We start from the raw sequence: 19,895 nt of genomic DNA, 5'->3' as shown, positions 1-19,895 counted from the left end.
CCAAAATCAATTTTTGATAAAAATGAATTGCTTTAATTTAATATTTATGCAAAATATTAGCATAAATAATCAGTAAAAAAGAGGTATTTATGCGAAAAGCAATAATTATTGGTGCAAGTGGCTATACGGGGGCAGAATTAGCCAGAATTTTGGCGACACACCCTTATTTTGATTTGCAAGGGCTTTATGTTTCCAGTCATAGTGCAGATGCGCACCGAAATATCTCAGAACTCTATCCGCAACTGAAACAGGTAGTGGATTTGCCTTTATTGCCGTTACCCAATTCAACGCAAAAACTGACCGCACTTGCTGAAAATGTGGATTTAGTCTTTTTAGCGACGGCACACGAAGTCAGCCACGAGCTTGCTCCTCTCTTTTTGCAAGCAAATTGCCAAGTTTTTGATTTATCGGGTGCGTATCGGGTCAATAATGGCGACTTTTATCGCCAGTTTTATGGCTTTGAGCATCAATATCCCGATTTATTAGCTAAGGCAATATATGGCTTAGCGGAGTGGAATGCAGAACAAATTAAGCAAGCGGATTTAATTGCTGTCCCAGGTTGTTATCCTACGGTTTCTCAGCTTTGTTTAAAGCCCCTGATTGAAAATCAACTGTTAGATTTAACTCAATTACCGATTATCAATGCAGTCAGTGGCGTGAGTGGTGCGGGGCGTAAAGCCAGTTTAACCAGCAGTTTCTGTGAAGTGAGCTTACAGCCTTATGGCGTGTTTCATCATCGTCATCAACCTGAAATCGCGACACACCTTGGTACCGACGTGATTTTTACCCCACATTTGGGCAATTTTAAACGTGGCATTTTGGCGACAATTACCGCAAAATTACAACCTCAGATTGATGAACAGCAAGTTTACGCCTGTTATCAACAATATTATGAATATAAACCCTTAGTTCGTTTGTATTCACAAGGCTTGCCAAGCATTAAAGCCGTTGAATTTAGCCCTTATTGCGATATTGGTTTTGCTTGTCATCAAGGGCATATTATCGTTGTGGGGGCAGAAGATAATTTACTCAAAGGGGCGGCGGCACAAGCGGTGCAATGTGCCAATATTCGTTATAATTTAGTGGAAACAACAGGATTAATTTAATGAAACCATTAGTCATTAAAGTCGGCGGTGCATTATTAGATACAGCGCAAGCGATAGATAATTTATTCACAGCCTTAGCACAATATTTGCAGAAAAATGCTCGCCAAATCGTGATTGTGCATGGTGGCGGTTGCGTGGTTGATGATTTATTACAACAGCTTAACTTACCAGTGCAGAAAAAAAATGGCTTGCGAATCACGCCAAGCTCACAAATTGATGTGATTGTTGGGGCATTGGCAGGTATCGCTAATAAAAAACTGGTGGCACAAGCCAGCAAAGCTCAACTTAATCCCGTAGGGCTGAGCTTAGCCGATGGCAATATGACCCAAGCGGAAGTTTTCGATCCCGAGTTGGGACACGTTGCGAATGTCTTTGGCAAAGACAACAAATTATTGCTGAATTTATTACAACACCATTTTTTACCCATTATCAGTTCCATTGCGGTTGATAAAAATGGAATATTGATGAATGTGAACGCCGATCAAGCCGCCACAGCCATTGCACAACTGCTCAATGCAGATTTATTATTGTTATCCGATGTTGATGGCGTGCTTAATCAAGATAAACAATTATTGAATGAATTAACCAGCCAACAAATCGATCAGCTTATTCAACAGCAAGTGATTACGGACGGAATGATTGTCAAAGTCAATGCGGCTTTAGCGGCGGCAACCACATTGCAACGTGGCGTGCGTATTGCCAGCTGGAAAAATGCTGAAAAACTGACCGCACTTTTTGCGGGCGAACAAATTGGCACAACCATTAAACCTTAATAACGAGAGAGAAAAAATATGGCACTTTGGGGTGGACGTTTTACACAACCAGCAGATCAACGTTTTAAAGCCTTCAACGATTCTTTACGCTTTGATTATCGCTTAGCGGAGCAAGATATTGATGGCTCTATTGGCTGGTCAAAAGCCTTAGCTAGCGTGGGCGTATTAACGCAAGAGGAACAACAACAGCTAGAACAGGCTTTACAACAATTAAAACAAGAAGTCTTGCAACAACCTGAAATGATTTTGCAAGATGATGCCGAAGATATTCATAGCTGGGTGGAAAGTAAGCTGATTGATAAAGTGGGCAGCTTAGGCAAAAAATTACACACAGGACGTAGCCGTAATGACCAAGTGGCGGTTGACATCAAACTTTGGTGTAAACAGCAAATTACATTGTTACAAAAATCCCTACGTCAATTACAAAGTAAATTAGTGGAAACCGCCGAAAAAAATCAACAGTCCGTGATGCCCGGTTATACCCATTTACAGCGAGCCCAACCTATTACCTTTGCCCATTGGTGTATGGCTTATGTAGAAATGCTAGAGCGAGATTATAGTCGCCTTAACGATGCTTACCAACGGCTCAATAGCTGTCCCCTTGGCAGTGGAGCGTTAGCAGGAACGGCTTATGCCATTGACCGAGAACAATTAGCTCAAGATCTCGGCTTCGCCTGTGCTACACGCAACAGTCTAGACAGCGTATCGGATCGTGATCATATTATTGAATTATTATCCGTTGCCTCATTAAGTATGGTACATCTCTCCCGTTTTGCCGAAGATATGATCATCTTTAACAGTGGCGAAGCCAATTTTGTGGAATTATCCGACCGAGTAACATCGGGTTCATCACTTATGCCACAAAAGAAAAACCCCGATGCTTGCGAGCTTATTCGTGGTAAAGTGGGGCGTGTAGTTGGCTCATTAAATGGCATATTAATGACAGTAAAAGGCTTGCCATTAGCCTATAACAAAGATATGCAAGAAGACAAAGAGGGCATTTTTGATGCCTTAGACACTTGGCACGATTGTTTAGATATGGCGACCTTAGTGTTAGAGGATATTAAAGTCAATGTAGACCGCACCCGTAATTCCGCCTTAAAAGGCTATTCAAATGCTACCGAATTGGCGGATTATTTAGTGGCAAAAGGCGTGCCATTCCGCGATTCTCATCATATTGTGGGCGAAACAGTGGTATACGCCATTGAACAAGGCAAAGCCCTCGAACAGCTCACCATTCCCGAGTTTAGACAATTTAGCCAAGTGGTGGGCGATGATGTGTATGAAATTCTTTCCCTTCAATCTTGTTTAGACAAACGCTGTGCCAAAGGTGGCGTCTCGCCACAACGTGTGGCAGAAGCCATTGCGGAGGCGAAGGGGAGATTAGGGTAATTTGTTATACAAAGTGCGGTGTAAAAATAAAAATTTTTTGCACCGCACTTTTTCTTGATTAAATCAACCGCCAACGTTTATCAGTATCAATCACTAAACGTTGTTGATGATAAGCGAATAAGGTTGAGCGATGGCCAACACTAATAATGGTTGTTTGAGGTAAGGCTTGTTTTAGTAAACGATACATCGCGTCTTCTAAACCCTCGTCCATACTGGCACTGGCTTCATCAAGAAATGCGACTTTTGGCTTATGTAATAATAAACGTGCAAAAGCCAAACGTTGTTGTTCTCCTAGGGATAGTACCCTTGTCCAATCATTTTCTTGATTTAACTTATCAGTTAAATGCCCCAGTTGTACGGCATTGAGTAGTTCGATTTCTTGGTTAAAGGTTTGTTGTTCAGGGGCGGTGTTAGGATAATATAAAGCATCAATCAATTTTCCCTGTGGTAAATAAGGCTTTTGTGAAAGAAAAAGTACATCATCAGGACGAGCAATTTTACCTTCTGAATAAGGCCATAAGCCTGCGATAGTGCGTAATAAGGTGGTTTTTCCTGCTCCAGAGGCTCCACTAATTAATACTGAACTACCTGCTGGGAATCGGGCGTTAAGCTGATGGATAAGGGCTTCTCCATTAGGCGAATTAATACTTAAATTTTCAAAAATTACATCACTTTGATGAGGTTGGATATGGACTTTTGAGACCTTGGTGGAGATATTAATCGCATTTTCAAAGCCTGTTAAACGATCTAAGGTGGCTTTATACTCGGCAAAGGTATCATATACATTACGGAAATAAGAGAGGTTGCTATGCAATCGTCCAAATACTTGTATGGTTTGCATTAAATCACCGAGTTTTATTTGTTTTTCAAAATAACGTCCAATTTGAATTAAAAATGGAAAAACCACAGAAATTTGGCTGACGATTAAGTTAAATCCTGAGAATTTCAAGGTTCTAAACACAATCGCCCACATATTTTTAATGACTTGGTTAAATTGACGGTATAACAGATTTTTTTCTGCTTTTTCGCCCGCATAAAATGCAATACTTTCTGCATATTCACGCACACGAATTAAGGAATAACGATAATTTGCATTTAATTTTTCATTTAAGAAACTTAAACTAATTAAGGGGCGTCCTAGCCAAAAAGCAATGACGGTACTCACTAATACATAGCTAAACACTAAAAATACCATCATATGGGGAATTTCAATACCGAAAAGTTGCATTGATCCTGATAAGCCCCAGAGCAAAATGGTAAAAGAAATTATTGAGGTTACCGCACTAATGACGCCGGTGGATAAAGACAATGTAAATTTCACATAAGATTGAATATCTTGTTGAATACGTTGGTCGGGATTATCGAGTAAATTAAAAACTTGTTGTGATTTATAATAAGCCTGATTAGCGAGCCATTTATCTAATAGATTTTTATTTAACCATTCAATCCAATTTATGGAAAAACGTTGCTCACAATAATAACTCAATAAGGCATTGGTAACGCTAATTCCTGCAATAAAACAGAAAATCCCCATTTGATACCAAAAGGCTTGTTCATCAAAGTCTTGTAATGCACTGTATAAATTATTATACCAATTTGAGGCAATAAGGCTGACGCGGACTTCTAATAAGGTTAAGCCCACAATAAACAGAAAAAATAAAATCGGTTTAATACTACGTTTGGGCGAAAGATAACCTTTTGCCATTGACCAAAATTGCTTTGCCCATTTAGTGGTTTTAATCAAAATAAATACCGCGAAGGAGAAAACCAAGGCAGTAATCGCTAAATTGCGTAAAATCCAAAGTAAGGAGGTAATAATTTCTGTTTGCCAGTCCATATTTTTCTACAATATTAATTAAAAATGTGAGGCATATTGTTGTTAAATTTTGGTTATGTTGCAAGCACATTTTTTCGCTAATGGCTTGTGATTTTTTTAAATTTTGTACAAAAGTTTGAACTAGTGCAGGTTTTTGTGATTTCTTACTTGTTATAATTTTGCTCAGTAAATTTCATTTAAGGGCTTATTTATGACAGATATAGCAATGACAATTAGCCTATTGGCTTTGGTCGCCGTCATCGGTTTATGGTTAGGGCATTGGAAAATTCGTGGCGTTGGTTTAGGTATTGGTGGCGTATTATTTGGTGGCATTATTGTGGCACATTTTACCCATCAATATGGTATCGCATTAGATACGCATACTTTACATTTTATCCAAGAATTTGGGCTGATTTTATTTGTTTATACCATTGGTATCCAAGTGGGGCCAGGCTTTTTTGCCTCTTTGCGTCAATCAGGTTTAACACTGAATGCCTTAGCTGGCTTGATTGTTTTACTTGGTGCCGCAGTTATCATAATCATTTATCAATGTACGGATATTTCTTTAGATACGTTACTAGGAATTTATTCTGGTGCGGTAACCAATACGCCCTCATTAGGAGCAGGACAACAAATTCTCTCTGAATTAGGTATGAAAAATTTGAGTAGCACAATGGGGATATCCTATGCCATTGCTTATCCTTTCGGTATCTGTGGTATTTTATTGACAATGTGGCTAATTCGCGGGTTCTTTAGAATTAAACTTGATGAAGAGGCAAGACGTTTTGAACGTGAAAGCGGTCAAGAGCATGAGCATTTAATCAGCGTCAATATGAAAGTCACTAATCCCAATTTAGAGGGATTAGCCCTAAAAGACATTCCTGGTTTTGAACATAAAGAAGTGATTTGCTCAAGATTAAAACGAGAAGATCAAGTTATTGTACCTAAAGCAGATACCCTAATTTACCTTGGAGATTTATTGCGTTTAGTCGGCGAGTCTGCGGTATTAAAGAAAATGCAGTTAATTATAGGCGAAAAAGTGGATTCTTCCATTTCAATGAAAACCGATTATTTACGTTCTGAACGAGTAGTTGTCACGAACGAAAAGGTGCTTGGTAAAAAAATTCGCCAACTAGGTATTCATCAAAAATTTGGGGTTATGATATCACGCCTAAACCGAGCAGGTATTGAACTCGTACCAACCGCAAATACCATTTTACAATTTGGCGATGTCTTACATATTGTGGGACGTGTGGATTCCATTGAACCAGCCATTGCGGTTATAGGTAATGCACAACAGAAATTACAACAAGTGCAAATGTTACCCGTATTTATTGGTATTGGATTAGGCGTATTATTAGGCTCAATTCCTTTCCATTTACCGGGTTTTCCAGTGGCATTAAAGCTAGGATTAGCGGGTGGTCCTTTGGTTGTTGCCCTTATTTTGGCAAGAATAGGCAGTATTGGAAAATTATATTGGTTTATGCCGCCGAGTGCTAACCTTGCTTTACGCGAAATTGGTATTGTACTTTTTCTCGCTGTTGTAGGATTAAAATCAGGAGGAAATTTTATGGATACCTTAATCAATGGCAATGGATTAGAATGGATGGGGTACGGCGTGTTAATTACGCTTATCCCATTACTTACCGTAGGCATTATCGCTCGGCTTTATTTTAAACTGAATTATCTTAGTTTATGCGGATTATTAGCTGGCTCAATGACCGATCCCCCAGCGTTAGCCTTTGCTAATTCATTAAAAGAAGAAAGCGGTGCCGCCGCATTATCCTATGCCACCGTTTATCCTTTATCAATGTTTTTACGAATTATTTCGCCTCAATTATTGGCGATTTTGTTGTGGACGGTGATGTAAGCTCTAATAAAAAGTATAGTCGTTTCAATTTAAAATGAGACAAGGCGATATACCGAAGACAATACAAAGAGTACGGCGAGGCGTACCAACGCTGTATTATTTTAAAGTGGAACAACTATAGAATATAAAAAGATATGACATAACAATCTAAATCATCCACAGTTCTTACATGTGGATGATTTATTCTAATAATAGTGATTACCCCACCACTGCCGGTAAATAACCTGCTTGGATTAAAAATGGGATTAAGATAATGATAATGCCCATAATCAGTGTGATGATTAAACCTAGATTACCGCCTGCAACACGATAAGGTAAGTTCGGGTGTTGTCGGCGGGCTTTCCAAGCTAATGCGGTAGGTAAAATGAGTCCGTAGAAAGCGAATAATAAGCCAGCATAACCTAATGCCGCTATAAAGCCATTAGGATAGAATAATGCAAAGATAAGCGGTGGAATAAATGTTAATGGGGTTAAGGATAGGCGGTTTGCTGGTAGATTTACACGTTTTAGTAGATCGCCTACACCTTCAAAAATGCCTAGAGCAACGCCTAAAAAAGAGGTAATTAAAGCAAGCGCAGAAAATAAGCGTACTGCTTCACCAAGTATTTCACTTCCTGTAATTTGTCTTGTGGCTTTTACTAAGCCATTAAGGGTCGGATCTTCTTGTAGGATATGCATAAATTCATTTTGGCTGAGGACACCATGGGTTGCTAGTTGCCATAATAAATAAGCGGTAAGTGGGATACAGGTGCCTATAATTACGGCAAGGCGAATACGGCGAATATCAGCATCAAGGTAAGTATTGATACTTGCCATAATGACATGGAAGCCGTAGGCAGTAAAGAAAATAGGGATAGCGGAGAAAATCAGGCGGTTATCAATGGGGATCGCGGTAAGGTTTTCTAATTTTGCTTTTGGTAACATCATAAAGAGGACGATCACAAAGGCAATAATTTTGCCTGAAAATAATAATCTTGTTAGCCCATCTACGCCTTTTATGCCAATTATGACGAATGTCCCTAAAATCAAGGTAAAGAGAATAATGCCGATTTGTAAAGTGGTTTGTTCATTATGGATTGTTGGGAGCAAGCCTGCGAGTAATGAGCCTCCTCCTGTCACATAGGCTGAAAGTAGGGCATAAAGCAAAATTAATAGGGATAATGTGGCGAGAATTCTACCGGGTAAGCCAAAATATTGTTCAGCAAGGCTAGCGACACCAATATCTTTGCGAGGGGCGGTTTGATAAACTTCCATAAATAATAAACCGGTGTAGGTTAATAATGCCCACAATCCGATTAATAAAAGAAATGTTGCAGTAAATCCCATTCCTGCGGACGTTAGGGGCATTGCGAGCATACCTGCTCCGATAGTTGTACCAGCAATCATTAATGCGCTGCCGAGGATTTTATTTTTCATATTGGCTCCAAAAAGAAATAAAAGTGTTTCATTCTAGCAAATTATTAAGGCTGAACAACTATAAATGATAAGTTAAGAAAGACCGAGATAAAAAAGAGCGGTAATTTTTACCGCACTTTTCTCATCAAGTTCAATAGCCTTAGCTAATAACAATTTGAGCCACAAAATAGCCGACAAAACAAGCTACCACGACGCCGATTAAGCCCGGCACCATAAAGCTATGGTTAAAGTAGTATTTACCGATTTTTGTGGTGCCTGTTGGGTCAAAGTTGACGGTAGCAATATCTGATGGGTAATTTGGGATAAAGAAATAAGCATAAGTGGCTGGTAATAAGCCAACTAATAATGGCGCAGGTAAACCTAATCCAATTCCCACAGGTAACATCATAACGGCAGTCGCCGCTTGGCTATTAATCACAACAGAAACCGCAAAAAGGGCAAAAGCGAATGTCCAAGGATAATGTTCTACCATTGAGGTAACAGCGGCCTTAAATTCTGGCATTGCATATTGGAAATAGGTATCACTCATCCAAGCAATCCCAAAAATCGCAATACAAGCCACCATACCCGATTTAAAAACGACACCGTTAGGGACGGTTTGTGGGTTGGTTTTTGTCAATACCAAAATGATTCCACCAAAGGCAAGCATCATCATTTGAATCACTAATGACATTGAGATAGGTTTAGCACTATCGCCGATAGTACGCACGTCTGGAAGCATCGCAATCGTCACAACGGCGACAAGAGAAAGTAAGAATAAATACACAGAATGCTTCGCAGAAGCGGGTAAGGTTTCATTTAAGGATGTGGCGGTGGTATTCATAATTCGTTCACGCCAAACAGGATCTTGTAAGCGACGTTGGTATTCTGGATCATCTTGTAACTCTTTACCACGACGTAAACTATAAAAGCAGATGGCGAGTGTTCCAAGAAAAGTGGCGGGTATGGTAACGGAAATAATATTTAATAGACTAATATGCTCATAACCCGGTATTTTCGCAATTTGTGTCAGATAATACGCTACTGCGGCGGCTAAAGGGCTTGAGGTAATAGCGAGCTGTGAGGCAACGGATGCTGCTGCCATTGGGCGTTCTGGACGAATATTATTTTTGAGTGCCACATCGCCAATAATTGGCATAATAGAATAAACGGAATGGCCTGTGCCTAACATAAAGGTCATAAGATAAGTAACAATAGGCCCTAGGAAAGTAACACGTTTAGGGTTACTTCTTAAAATCCGTTCGGCAATTTGTAGCATATATTTTAACCCTCCTGCGGCTTCTAAAATGGAAGCACAGGTCACAACGGCTAAAATAATCAGCATCACGTCCACAGGCGCTTTCCCCACAGGCATTCGGAAGATAAAGACTTCAATGACTAAGCCGATACCAGAAATCACGCCTAAACCGATCCCACCAAAACGGCTACCAATATAAAGCATTAAAATCAGAAAAAGAAACTCTAGATAAAGCATAATAACCTCAAGAAAATTAGAAATATCACTGCGGATAATCATAACTAAATGGAGTTATTATTCAATATGTTTAGTAAGGAATTGTGTATTTTTGTTAGAAAAAGTTTATCTAAATCAAATTATAGTTGTCCCACTTTAAAATAATACAGCGTTGGCACACCTCGCCGTACCCTTTGTACTATTTTCGGCGTGTCGCTTTGTCTTATTTAAATTGAAACGACGATATCACTATGCTGGAGATGAAAACAAAAGAATGAATTTAATGATAGGAATGATTAGATAACAAATAAAACTAAGGCGGGATAATCCCGCCTTAATCATTAATTATTGGTTATTTTGTACATAATCAATGGCTGATTGAACAGTTGTAATTTTTTCAGCTTCTTCATCAGGAATTTCAATATCAAATTCTTCTTCTAAAGCCATCACTAATTCAACAGTATCTAATGAATCAGCACCTAAATCTTCAACAAAAGAAGCTTCTGGTTTTACTTCTTCTTCCTTAACGCCTAATTGTTCAACGATAATTTTTTTTACGCGTTCTTCAATACTCATTTGTTTTTCCCTATTTAGTATAAATGTCGCTTATTGCGATGAGTTAAGTAGTTTATGTATTAATCGTCAAAGCTGCAACCCTGAATTCGCTGGTTTTACCACTTAGAATTGAAACTTTGATTTCAGCATACATAACCAAAAGTTACATAGCTCAGTAGATTTTAGCTTAACTAAGCGCTTTTGTCATTCCTTATTTCCTAAATATAGCCCTTTCAATTTAAAATAAGATAAGGCGATACGCCGAAAATATTACAAAGAGTACGGAGAGGCGTACCAATAGGTGTGATTTTAAAACAGAGATAAATAAGATAGAAAGTAAAAAAGGCTCTAAATAGAGCCTTTAATTTGGTGCACTGGGCGGGACTTGAACCCGCACGTCTTGCGACACTACCCCCTCAAGATAGCGTGTCTACCAATTCCACCACCAGTGCTTAATTCTGTCATTATTGTGGGATATCGTTATTTTGGTTTTCTTCAACAGGAACTTCTGTTTTATGTTGTTCTATTTGTTCCGCTGTTTGTGATAAATCGTCAAATGTGCCTAATTGAACATTATTACGATGAGAATTAATATTACCAATAACAATACTGATCACGAAAAAAGCGATAGCTAAAATCGCAGTAGTACGAGATAAGAAATTTCCTGATCCCGCTGCACCGAAAACGGTTCCTGAAGCTCCGCCACCAAAAGAAGCGCCTGCATCAGCACCTTTGCCTTGTTGCACTAAAATAAAGGCAATAAGAACAATGGCGACAATTAAATAAACAATTAATAAAGCGTGATACATTCTCTTTCTTTCTCTTTTTTCGATAAATTATAAGAAACTTAATTCTAGGGACGGAATGATAGCGAAAGCCTTACTACTTCGCAAGTGGTTTTCCATTTAGAATCATTAATTGGTGTTATTTTAAACAAAATTTTTTATTTTTCTACCGCACTTTTACTTTTGTCTTTTGTTTATTTGGGCGTTGTGAGCTTGAGTTCACTTGGCTTAATTGGCGTAAGGCTTGAAAATCTACATAGTTAAGTAAATTTGGTAGCATACTTAATAGCATATTCATAAAATCTTGATAGCTTGCTTGTTTTTGGCTAATACTGGTCAGTTGTGATTCCCAATGTGCGGTCATATCGGGTTGCGTTGCAATGTCAGGTAACGCCTGAATTAGCACTCGCCCTGCTTCTGTGCTATGGATATTTCTCCCTTTTTTATATAAAAACCCTCGCTTAAAGAGTAATTCAATAATACCTGCTCTGGTGGCTTCTGTGCCTAAACCATCGGTTTCTCGCAAAATCTTTTTAAGGGCTTTATCTTGTACAAAACGAGCAATACCTGTCATTGCTGATAACAAAGTCGCATCAGTAAAAGGCTTTGGCGGTTGTGTTTTTTTACTGACAATTTCTCCTTTTACACAATGTAAAATATCGCCTTTTTTCACTTCAGGTAGCGGTGGTTCCGCTTGCTGATCCTCATCTTCTTTGCCTAATAATTGTTTCCAACCTGCAATTTGCAAATTACGCGCTTGTGCAATAAAGGTTCCCCCAGCGATATTTAACGTAATACGGCTTTTGCGATATTCAGCATCAGGACAAAATTGTAATAAATATTGGCGAGCAATGAGTTGATAAACTTGCATTTCTCGTTGATTGAGCGACACTTGGCGATGATTTGCGGTGGGAATAATGGCGTGATGCGCTTCTACTTTTTTATCATTCCAACAACGATTTTTTTGTGTTATATCCACAACATCTGGCAAGCGTTGGTATTCACTTACACGAGAGGAAATCGCCTTTATTACTGCCTGTCGTTCAGCAAAATGTTCCTGAGGCAAATAACGACAATCAGAACGAGGATAGGTAATTAATTTATGGGTTTCATATAAACGTTGACAAATATCCAAGACGTCTTGTGCCGATAACCCAAAACCTTTTGCCGCATCAATTTGCAAGGCGGAAAGCGAATAAGGTAAAGGGGCGATTTCTTTTTCTCGTTTATCGCTATAATCCGTTACCTTAGCAGGTTGATCGGTAATACGTTTTACCACATTTTCCGCTAACGGACGAGATAAAACACGCCCCTCTTCATCTTGATAATCCTCACAGGCTTTACTCGGTTGCCATAATGCCGTAAAAGAAAAGGCTTGATGTTGTTCATTGTGCGTTGGCGAAGGTTGGATATGAGCTAACACTTCAAAAAAATCTTTGGGTTGAAAATGTTCAATTTCAAGATCTCGGCGCACAATAAGCCCTAAGACTGGCGTTTGTACACGTCCAACGGAAAGCACGCCCTTATAGCCTGTTTGTTGCCCTCGAATAGTAAAAGCTCTTGTCATATTAATACCATATAACCAATCCGCTCTTGAACGAGCAAGGGCAGAAGTGGCTAAAGGCACAAAATTTTGATTAGGCTGTAATTTTTGAATCGCCTTTGCAACGGCATTGGGGTTCAGATCACTAATAAGACAACGTTTTATTTTGGCACGTTTTTCACTAGGTAACTTCACATAACTAAAAATCTCATCAATTAATAATTGTCCCTCACGATCAGGGTCGCCCGCATTAACGATTTCATCGGCTTGTTGGATCAGTTTGGTAACAATTTTCAGTTGTTTGGCGGTATTTTTTTTCGCCACTAATTGCCATTGTTCAGGCACAATGGGTAAATGCTCCAAACGCCATTGTTTAAATAAGGGATTATAGGCATCAGGCTCAGCTTGTTCTAATAAATGCCCAATACACCAAGTAACATAATCTTGCTCACCGCATTTAATAAAACCCTCACCACGCTGATGTGGTTTGGGTAAAACTTCGGCAATCGCACGTCCTAAACTGGGTTTTTCTGCTATAAATAATCGCATAATCTCTTATTTTTGAGTTAAAAAAGCCTTGCCGCCTAATTGATTCATTTGTTGTATAATCCAAGTTTGGCGACGTAATACATAAGAGCTTGGACGATTAACTTGATAGATAATAGGATTGGGCAAAACCGCTGCAAGTAAAGCCGATTCTTGTTGATTTAATTGTTTCGCTGATTTGTTAAAATAATGCTGGCTCGCCGCTTCCACGCCAAAAATACCTTCGCCAAATTCTGCGATATTAAGATAGACCTCCAAAATACGCTGTTTTGACCAAAGACTTTCCAATAATAAGGTTGTCGGCACTTCTAACCCTTTGCGCAACCAATTTTGCCCATGCCATAAATATAAATTTTTGGCGGTCTGTTGCGAAAGCGTTGAACCACCACGCAAACGTAATGAATTTTGATTATTTTTTACCGCACTTTTTATTGCTTGCCAATCAAAACCATAATGGTCAAAAAATTTCTGATCCTCAGCCGCAATCACCGCAAGTTGCATTTGCCAAGCAATGTTGTCCAAATTTACCCATTGATAATCCTGCTGATAACTAATATCCCCTTGTAACCAAGCACTCATTTTTTGCTGTAGCATATAGGCAGAGAAAGGGACAGGAACAACCCGTAGTAATAAGGTACATAGCACAACAAATGCTATGCCGTACCCAATGATACGGCATAGATATTTTTTAATGGTAAAACTGAGAGAAATATTTTTCTTATGCTTGCTCATTCAACTGTTGCTTAATCCATTGAATAAATTCAGGCGGCATTGTTTTGATCATATTAGAACCTCGGGTAATGGTCGCCGCACTGGTATTAAGATTTTGCTGAATTTCTCGTTGTGAAGTATGGGCATCGAGTAACTGCTTCACAATTTGCAATCGTAATCCAACGGAATCTCGCTCATCAGGGGTTAATAATAAGGTCAGTAATTCTTGTTCTTTTCCCTCTTGGACGGCACGACCTAAGATATCAATAAAGGCTTCCCATTGTGCTAAATTACGGCTTAAATACATTCTGCTCTCCCTATGATCAGACTGATACTATTTAACTAGTATAATCGATCATATTCTGTTTTGCTGAATTTTATCAAAGGTTTTTGTTGTAAAATTTGATAATAATAATCATAAGTCAGCACATTTTGCACATAACCTCTTGTTTCATAAAAAGGAATGGTCGCAATAAATTCTGCCATAGTGAGTTTTCCTTGTGAACGAGCTAACCAATTATCCACTCGAGAACTGCCTGCATTATAAGCGGCAGCTATAAGGATACGGTTTTCGCCATAGCGTTCGGCAAGCTCTTGCAAATGGGCTGTACCAAGCATGATGTTATAGAAAGGATCGAATAATTGTGCTTGTTGCCAGTAAGGTAACTGATATTTTTTCGCTGTGGCTTGTGCCGTTGTGGGCAATAATTGCATTAAACCTTGAGCATTTGCTGAAGATTGAGCATAAGATTTCCACGCACTTTCTTGTCGTGCGATTGCCATAGCAAAAGTGCGGTCAATTTTCGGATTATTTTTTAATTGTAAGTCAAACCAATTTAAATAAGCATTGGGTAAACGCAAGGCTAAATAATCCCAAGCCTTTGCTTGAATAGTGGCTTCAACCGCTAAATCAAACCATTGCTGTTGATTGGCATATTCACTAAGTAAAAGTTTTTGAGATTTATCAGCTGAGCTTAATAACGCCCACCATTCTCGGTTGATCTGTTGTTGATTTGCTTGTTGTCCAAGTTGGTAAAGGCTTTGGATTCGCTGAAGTGCGGTTTGAAATGCGTTTAAATTTGTTTGTTGTCTAACTTGTGAGCGAATTTGTGCCATATTAGGATGATAAACAATCCCTAACTCTTGAGCCGCAAGCATAGGATAAAAGCCACGTTGTTGGCTCAAGGCTTTTAAAATCTGCTCGCTTTGCTGTTTTTTCCCTTGTTTTTGTAACGTATAGGCTTGCCAATAACGCCATTCTTGGCTTTGTTTAGCATTATCTGATAATACAGCAAGCCAAGGCGAAAGATCTTGTTGTTGGCGAATCGCTAAACGAATACGGCGTTCGGTTTGGCGATCTTCTTTGAGCTGTAAGATTTGTTGATCTCGCCATTGTTGCAATAAGGCAATATCACTATCAAAAATTTGCCAAAGAAATTGGGATTTCCATTGCTTAACTTGTGGCTCCGTTAGAGCAAATTTATCTGCCCAAACTTGATAAGGGGCAAAAGGATTTTCACTGATTGTCCATTGATCTTCGCCTAACTGGCGTATAAATGTGGGAAAAATCGCTAAAATAATAGCTTGATTATCGGCGTTATTTTCTGCCTTTTCAGCAAAATCAGGCAATCTTTGCGGGCGTTGTAACAGTTGTTGAATATCTTTTAACCAAGTATTTTCTGGTGCTAAGGCGACTAACTGATTTAATAACGCCGTATTTTTTTGCTGAAATGCCAATATTGCACGTTGAGTAATCAATGCCGTACTAAGCGGTGTTTGCTGTTGCCATAATGCCACCAATGAAGCACAATTTGTGGGTAAATTTTGCCCAGTTAGCCATAATTGTTGTATGTTTTGTTGCTGTGCCGTACTGAGAAGTGCGGTCTCTTTTGAGGTTAAATTAATTTCAGCTTGCATAAGCAAACAACGATTTGCCACAGAATCAGTTAATCGCTCTTGATTATCGACAATAGCTTGCCAATGTTGCTGATTAAATTGTGTGTTAAACCAGTTTGTGGTTAAGGTACTTACAAAATAATTAGGCAAATCAGGGTATTGCTGGTTAAATTGTGCAATTTCTGCCACATTGAACTGATTCTGTTGTGCTTTGGCATTGAGTAACTGAAATTGTGCATAGGGATAAAGCGGATAATTTTTTAATTCAGGTAACATATTCTCTACCAAGTTTAGAGTCCCTTGGCTTTGATTTTGCTGAATAATTTGATTGAGTTTTTGATAAACCTCATCTTGCTTTATTGCTTGAATAGGTTCAGCCTGAACAGTATGATGAAATAATAGGCATAAATAACTCGCCCATAAGATTTTGTATTTCATTCTTTTCCTCAATCACTTTATTTGATGTCAGTGGTTACGCTGTGCGATCTTTGAATAGGTTACCTATTTATTGATAAAGTGCGGTCAATTTTTAAAAAGTTTTTTATTTAGTGCTTTTACATCCAAGCATTATTACGAATAATACCTACCGCAATACCTTCAATTTCAAAATAAGGTTCTTCTGCTAAATTGACGACGATTGGCTCAAAATCTTCATTTTCAGCGTGTAAATAAATGAGCGAACCTTGGCGTTCAAAGCGTTTTACTGTCACTTCATTATCAATTCTTGCCACAATCACCTGTCCATTACGCACATCTTTTGTGCTATGCACCGCCAGCAAATCGCCATCTAAAATACCAATGTCTTTCATAGATTCGCCATAAACTTTCAATAAAAAACTTGCTGCGGGCTTAAACATATCAGGATCGATTTTATAAGTGCCTTCAATATGTTGCTCGGCTAAAATCGGCTCACCAGCGGCAACACGCCCGATCAAAGGCAAGCCTTCCTCCTCGTTTGCGTCCTCTTGCTCCCATAATAAGCGTATGCCTCTTGATGTACCAGAAACAATTTCAATCACGCCTTTGCGTGCTAAGGCTTTTAAATGTTCTTCTGCGGCATTTGGCGACCGAAAGCCAAGTTCTCTTGAAATTTCTGCTCGAGTGGGTGGCATTCCCGTTGATTCTATATGATGCTTAAGGAAATCATAGACTTCTTGTTGGCGAGCAGTGAGGGCTTTAAAGGGTTTCATAATCACTCCTTAACTGTCTTTTTATACATTTTTATCTGTCATAATATACAGTAAAAACACTGTATTGCAATCATTAATTATGGATTTTTATCAATAAAATGTGATTTAAGCCTGAATTCCTGATATTTGTATTCTGCTTAATGCTTCGTTTTATGCTAGACTACCGCCATTTTATGTCTAGCGATCATTGAAATATTTGATTTATCGTATTTCGTTTTTAATGAAACAGTAATGGATATTATTATGTCTGTATGTTTGAATCTTTATCGGAAAATATTAGATTTTCCATTAACATTATTAGTCAAAAATAACCCTATTCCTAATTCGCCCATTGAAGAACTGGGTTTAGATATTTCCCAACCCTTTGTTTATGTTTTACCCTATACCTCTCAAACCGATCTCTTAATTTTCCGCAAAAACTGCCTCAATGTTGGCTTACCTGATCCTTTAGAAAATAATGAAATTAATGGCGTGAGCTTACCTCGCTTTGTTTTTCTTGATGAAGGTCGCCGCATTTTTCGCTCTAAAGGGGCAAAAAAAGAAACGGAACAGGTATTTTATCGCTATTTAGAATTACATCATCATTCAACCCAATTAGATGTTCAGCTTATTCCAGCCTCAGTATTATGGGGACGAGCCCCAGGGCATGAACAACAAACAGGTTTACCTGATTTACGATTAGTGAGTGGTATTCGCAAGCTGATTTCTATTGCTTGGTTTAGAAGCGATACCTTTGTGCGTTTTTCGCAAGCGGTTTCTCTGCGTTATATGGTAAATAAATATGGTGCAGATAAAAAGATCGCACAAAAATTAGCAAGGGTGGCACGAATTCATTTCTCTAAACAACGGATTTCAGCCACCGGTCCTCGTTTGCCTAATCGTGAGGCAATGTTTAATAAATTATTGCAATCGCCAACTATTCTTGCTGCCATTGCTGATGAAGCACAAAATAAAAAAATAACGCCAGAAAAAGCCACCCAAGAGGCAAAAAAAATCCTAAATGAAATTGCTGCAAATGTAAGCTATGAAGGCTTGCGTATGGCAGATCGTTTTTTAGGCTGGCTTTGGAATAAACTTTATCAAGGTATTTCGGTAGAACACGCCGATCGTGTACGCAAACTTGCCCTCGAGGGACACGAGATTGTTTATGTGCCTTGTCATCGTAGTCATATTGATTACCTATTATTATCCTATGTGTTATATCATCAAGGCTTATTCCCACCCCATATTGCCGCAGGGATTAACCTGAATTTCTGGCCAGTAGGCGGCATGTTTAGACGCGGGGGCGCATTTTTTATTCGCCGCAGTTTTAAAGGCAACCGCTTATATGCCACCATTTTTCGTGAATACCTCGCCGAATTATTTCATCGTGGTTATTCGGTGGAATATTTTATTGAGGGAGGACGTTCACGCACAGGGCGTTTACTTGCCCCTAAAACGGGTATGATGTCAATGACCTTGCAGGCTTTACAACAAGGGCAAACACGCCCCATTTCTATTGTGCCCGTTTATATTGGTTATGAACACGTCCTTGAAGTGGATACTTACGCCAAAGAATTGCGAGGGGCAGCGAAAGAGAAAGAAAACGCAGGCTTGGTATTACGGGTTATCAAAAAATTGCGTAATTTAGGCAAAGGCTATGTGAATTTTGGCGAGCCTATTCAACTTAATAATTACCTCAATCAGCATTATCCTGAATGGAAAGAAGCACAACAAACGGAAGAACGCCCAGCTTGGTTTGCTCAAGCAGTAGATTCCGTGGCAAATCAAGTGATGATCCATATTAATAATGCGGCAGCGGTTAATGCTATGAACCTCACAGGAACAGCGTTGCTTTCTTCTCGCCAACGGGCATTATCACAGGAACAGTTATTAGAGCAGCTTGATAGTTATCAACAATTTTTACAAAATGTGCCTTATTCTGCGGATGTGATTATTCCTAATGAAACCCCACAACAAATGCTAGATCACGTGTTAGGGCTTGATCGTGTAGGAGTGTTAATAGAAAAAGATAATTTTGGCGAAATTGTACGCTTAGAGCGTAATTCCGCGGTATTAATGACCTATTATCGCAACAACATTCAGCATTTGTTTGTATTGCCAGCCTTGGTCGCCAGTATTGTGCTACATTATGAAGCCATTCAAAAACCACTGGTTTTAGAAGCGGTACATAAAATTTATCCATTCTTACAAAATGAATTATTTATGCACTTACCGCAGGATCAGTTAAATCAATATATTGATCAGATTATCAATGAATTACAACGTCAACAGCTAATTAAAGAGAATGACAAATTATTAAGCCTGAATAAAGCTAAAGTGAGAACCTTGCAACTTTGGTCAGCAGGTGTGCGTGAAATTTTACAACGCTATTATATTACCCTAAGCCTATTGCAAGCGGATCCGCATATTAGTCGTGCAAGTCTTGAAAAAGAAAGCCAATCCATTGCACAACGCTTATCGGTATTACATGGCATTAACGCTCCTGAATTTTTTGATAAAGCGGTTTTTTCTGCCTTTATTGCCAGCCTAAAAGCCAATGAATACATTGATCAAAATGGATACGCTGTCGTACAGAAAGTCGATGACATCGCCAATATATTAAGCAAAATGATCTCCCCTGAGGTGATTTTAACCATTCAAAGTGCGGTGGAAAAAGGGGAGTGATTTAGGATATAAAACGGCTATGATTAAGAAACGGTAAAGCATTTTGTTTTGCCGTTTTTTTATGGTTATCGTCGCCTCACTTTAAAATAATACAGCGTTGGCACGCCTCGCCATACTACTTGTACTGTCTTCGATGTACCGCCTTGTCTTCTTTTAAATTGAAACGACTATAATAA

15 protein-coding genes and 1 tRNA gene are annotated in these 19,895 nt (G+C 38.8%); 5 read left to right on the top strand and 11 right to left on the bottom strand.

Features of this window, described 5'->3' with window-relative positions; all coding sequences use genetic code 11:
- The first annotated feature begins 89 nt into the window (after positions 1 to 89).
- Genes argC through argH form a run of 3 tightly spaced genes read left to right on the top strand, consistent with a single transcriptional unit; the run spans position 90 to position 3,271 of the window.
- Positions 90 to 1,106, top strand: a complete 1,017-nt coding sequence (gene argC / locus EV694_RS05450) for an N-acetyl-gamma-glutamyl-phosphate reductase (RefSeq protein ID WP_132690328.1) — start codon at positions 90 to 92, stop codon at positions 1,104 to 1,106.
- Positions 1,106 to 1,879 (top strand): acetylglutamate kinase, encoded by a 774-nt coding sequence (gene argB / locus EV694_RS05445; RefSeq protein WP_132690326.1) that lies wholly within the window; start codon positions 1,106 to 1,108, stop codon positions 1,877 to 1,879. The genes argC and argB overlap by 1 nt, the downstream gene beginning before the upstream one ends.
- A gap of 18 nt (positions 1,880 to 1,897) precedes the next feature.
- Positions 1,898 to 3,271 carry an argininosuccinate lyase gene (gene argH, locus EV694_RS05440; RefSeq protein WP_132690324.1) on the top strand — a complete coding sequence of 458 codons (1,374 nt, stop codon included), beginning with the start codon at positions 1,898 to 1,900 and terminating at the stop codon, positions 3,269 to 3,271.
- A gap of 58 nt (positions 3,272 to 3,329) precedes the next feature.
- On the opposite strand, the gene EV694_RS05435 is transcribed toward argH, so the two are convergent.
- Positions 3,330 to 5,108, bottom strand: coding sequence for an ABC transporter ATP-binding protein/permease (locus EV694_RS05435; RefSeq protein WP_132690322.1), 1,779 nt, complete (start codon positions 5,106 to 5,108; stop codon positions 3,330 to 3,332).
- Positions 5,109 to 5,298: 190 nt separating this feature from the next.
- Between EV694_RS05435 and EV694_RS05430 the strand changes: the two genes are divergently transcribed.
- On the top strand, positions 5,299 to 6,957 hold the full coding sequence (locus tag EV694_RS05430; protein ID WP_132690320.1) for a putative transporter: 1,659 nt from the start codon (positions 5,299 to 5,301) through the stop codon (positions 6,955 to 6,957).
- A 198-nt stretch (positions 6,958 to 7,155) separates the two neighbouring features.
- On the opposite strand, the gene EV694_RS05425 is transcribed toward EV694_RS05430, so the two are convergent.
- The 10 genes from EV694_RS05425 to lexA form a co-directional block, all read right to left on the bottom strand.
- Positions 7,156 to 8,373, bottom strand: coding sequence for an aromatic amino acid transport family protein (locus tag EV694_RS05425; protein ID WP_132690318.1), 1,218 nt, complete (start codon positions 8,371 to 8,373; stop codon positions 7,156 to 7,158).
- Positions 8,374 to 8,512: 139 nt separating this feature from the next.
- Positions 8,513 to 9,847 carry an anaerobic C4-dicarboxylate transporter gene (locus tag EV694_RS05420; protein ID WP_132690316.1) on the bottom strand — a complete coding sequence of 445 codons (1,335 nt, stop codon included), beginning with the start codon at positions 9,845 to 9,847 and terminating at the stop codon, positions 8,513 to 8,515.
- Positions 9,848 to 10,171: 324 nt separating this feature from the next.
- Positions 10,172 to 10,402: an acyl carrier protein gene (gene acpP, locus EV694_RS05415; protein WP_111301362.1), complete on the bottom strand. Its 231-nt coding sequence runs from the start codon at positions 10,400 to 10,402 to the stop codon at positions 10,172 to 10,174.
- Positions 10,403 to 10,748: 346 nt separating this feature from the next.
- Positions 10,749 to 10,833 (bottom strand) — tRNA-Leu (locus EV694_RS05410).
- 12 nt (positions 10,834 to 10,845) lie between these two features.
- Positions 10,846 to 11,190: a preprotein translocase subunit SecG gene (gene secG, locus EV694_RS05405; RefSeq protein ID WP_132690314.1), complete on the bottom strand. Its 345-nt coding sequence runs from the start codon at positions 11,188 to 11,190 to the stop codon at positions 10,846 to 10,848.
- A gap of 142 nt (positions 11,191 to 11,332) precedes the next feature.
- Positions 11,333 to 13,258 carry a DNA topoisomerase III gene (locus EV694_RS05400; RefSeq protein WP_132690312.1) on the bottom strand — a complete coding sequence of 642 codons (1,926 nt, stop codon included), beginning with the start codon at positions 13,256 to 13,258 and terminating at the stop codon, positions 11,333 to 11,335.
- Positions 13,259 to 13,264: 6 nt separating this feature from the next.
- Complete coding sequence (gene mtgA, locus EV694_RS05395) at positions 13,265 to 13,987, bottom strand: monofunctional biosynthetic peptidoglycan transglycosylase (protein ID WP_132690310.1); 723 nt, start codon at positions 13,985 to 13,987, stop codon at positions 13,265 to 13,267.
- Positions 13,974 to 14,273 carry a trp operon repressor gene (trpR, locus tag EV694_RS05390; RefSeq protein ID WP_132690308.1) on the bottom strand — a complete coding sequence of 100 codons (300 nt, stop codon included), beginning with the start codon at positions 14,271 to 14,273 and terminating at the stop codon, positions 13,974 to 13,976. The genes mtgA and trpR overlap by 14 nt, the downstream gene beginning before the upstream one ends.
- Positions 14,274 to 14,308: 35 nt before the next feature.
- On the bottom strand, positions 14,309 to 16,300 hold the full coding sequence (locus EV694_RS05385) for a transglycosylase SLT domain-containing protein (protein WP_132690306.1): 1,992 nt from the start codon (positions 16,298 to 16,300) through the stop codon (positions 14,309 to 14,311).
- A 116-nt stretch (positions 16,301 to 16,416) separates the two neighbouring features.
- Positions 16,417 to 17,052: a transcriptional repressor LexA gene (gene lexA / locus EV694_RS05380; protein ID WP_132690304.1), complete on the bottom strand. Its 636-nt coding sequence runs from the start codon at positions 17,050 to 17,052 to the stop codon at positions 16,417 to 16,419.
- Positions 17,053 to 17,295: 243 nt separating this feature from the next.
- On the opposite strand from lexA, the gene plsB reads away from it, so the two are divergent.
- Entirely contained in the window at positions 17,296 to 19,719 is a 2,424-nt protein-coding gene (gene plsB / locus EV694_RS05375; RefSeq protein WP_132690302.1) for a glycerol-3-phosphate 1-O-acyltransferase PlsB, read from the top strand.
- The last annotated feature ends 176 nt before the right edge of the window (positions 19,720 to 19,895 follow it).

The sequence above is a fragment of the Volucribacter psittacicida genome (assembly GCF_004339025.1).
Classification (GTDB): Bacteria; Pseudomonadota; Gammaproteobacteria; order Enterobacterales; family Pasteurellaceae; genus Volucribacter; species Volucribacter psittacicida.
This window is presented reverse-complemented; position numbering and strand designations above follow the sequence as displayed.

Coding starts and splice junctions, on each gene's coding strand:
- argC (WP_132690328.1), top strand. CDS start 90: ATGCGAAAAGCAATAATTATTGGTGCAAGTGGCTATACGGGGGCAGAA.
- argB (WP_132690326.1), top strand. CDS start 1,106: ATGAAACCATTAGTCATTAAAGTCGGCGGTGCATTATTAGATACAGCG.
- argH (WP_132690324.1), top strand. CDS start 1,898: ATGGCACTTTGGGGTGGACGTTTTACACAACCAGCAGATCAACGTTTT.
- EV694_RS05435 (WP_132690322.1), bottom strand. CDS start 5,108: ATGGACTGGCAAACAGAAATTATTACCTCCTTACTTTGGATTTTACGC.
- EV694_RS05430 (WP_132690320.1), top strand. CDS start 5,299: ATGACAGATATAGCAATGACAATTAGCCTATTGGCTTTGGTCGCCGTC.
- EV694_RS05425 (WP_132690318.1), bottom strand. CDS start 8,373: ATGAAAAATAAAATCCTCGGCAGCGCATTAATGATTGCTGGTACAACT.
- EV694_RS05420 (WP_132690316.1), bottom strand. CDS start 9,847: ATGCTTTATCTAGAGTTTCTTTTTCTGATTTTAATGCTTTATATTGGT.
- acpP (WP_111301362.1), bottom strand. CDS start 10,402: ATGAGTATTGAAGAACGCGTAAAAAAAATTATCGTTGAACAATTAGGC.
- secG (WP_132690314.1), bottom strand. CDS start 11,190: ATGTATCACGCTTTATTAATTGTTTATTTAATTGTCGCCATTGTTCTT.
- EV694_RS05400 (WP_132690312.1), bottom strand. CDS start 13,258: ATGCGATTATTTATAGCAGAAAAACCCAGTTTAGGACGTGCGATTGCC.
- mtgA (WP_132690310.1), bottom strand. CDS start 13,987: ATGAGCAAGCATAAGAAAAATATTTCTCTCAGTTTTACCATTAAAAAA.
- trpR (WP_132690308.1), bottom strand. CDS start 14,273: ATGTATTTAAGCCGTAATTTAGCACAATGGGAAGCCTTTATTGATATC.
- EV694_RS05385 (WP_132690306.1), bottom strand. CDS start 16,300: ATGAAATACAAAATCTTATGGGCGAGTTATTTATGCCTATTATTTCAT.
- lexA (WP_132690304.1), bottom strand. CDS start 17,052: ATGAAACCCTTTAAAGCCCTCACTGCTCGCCAACAAGAAGTCTATGAT.
- plsB (WP_132690302.1), top strand. CDS start 17,296: ATGTCTGTATGTTTGAATCTTTATCGGAAAATATTAGATTTTCCATTA.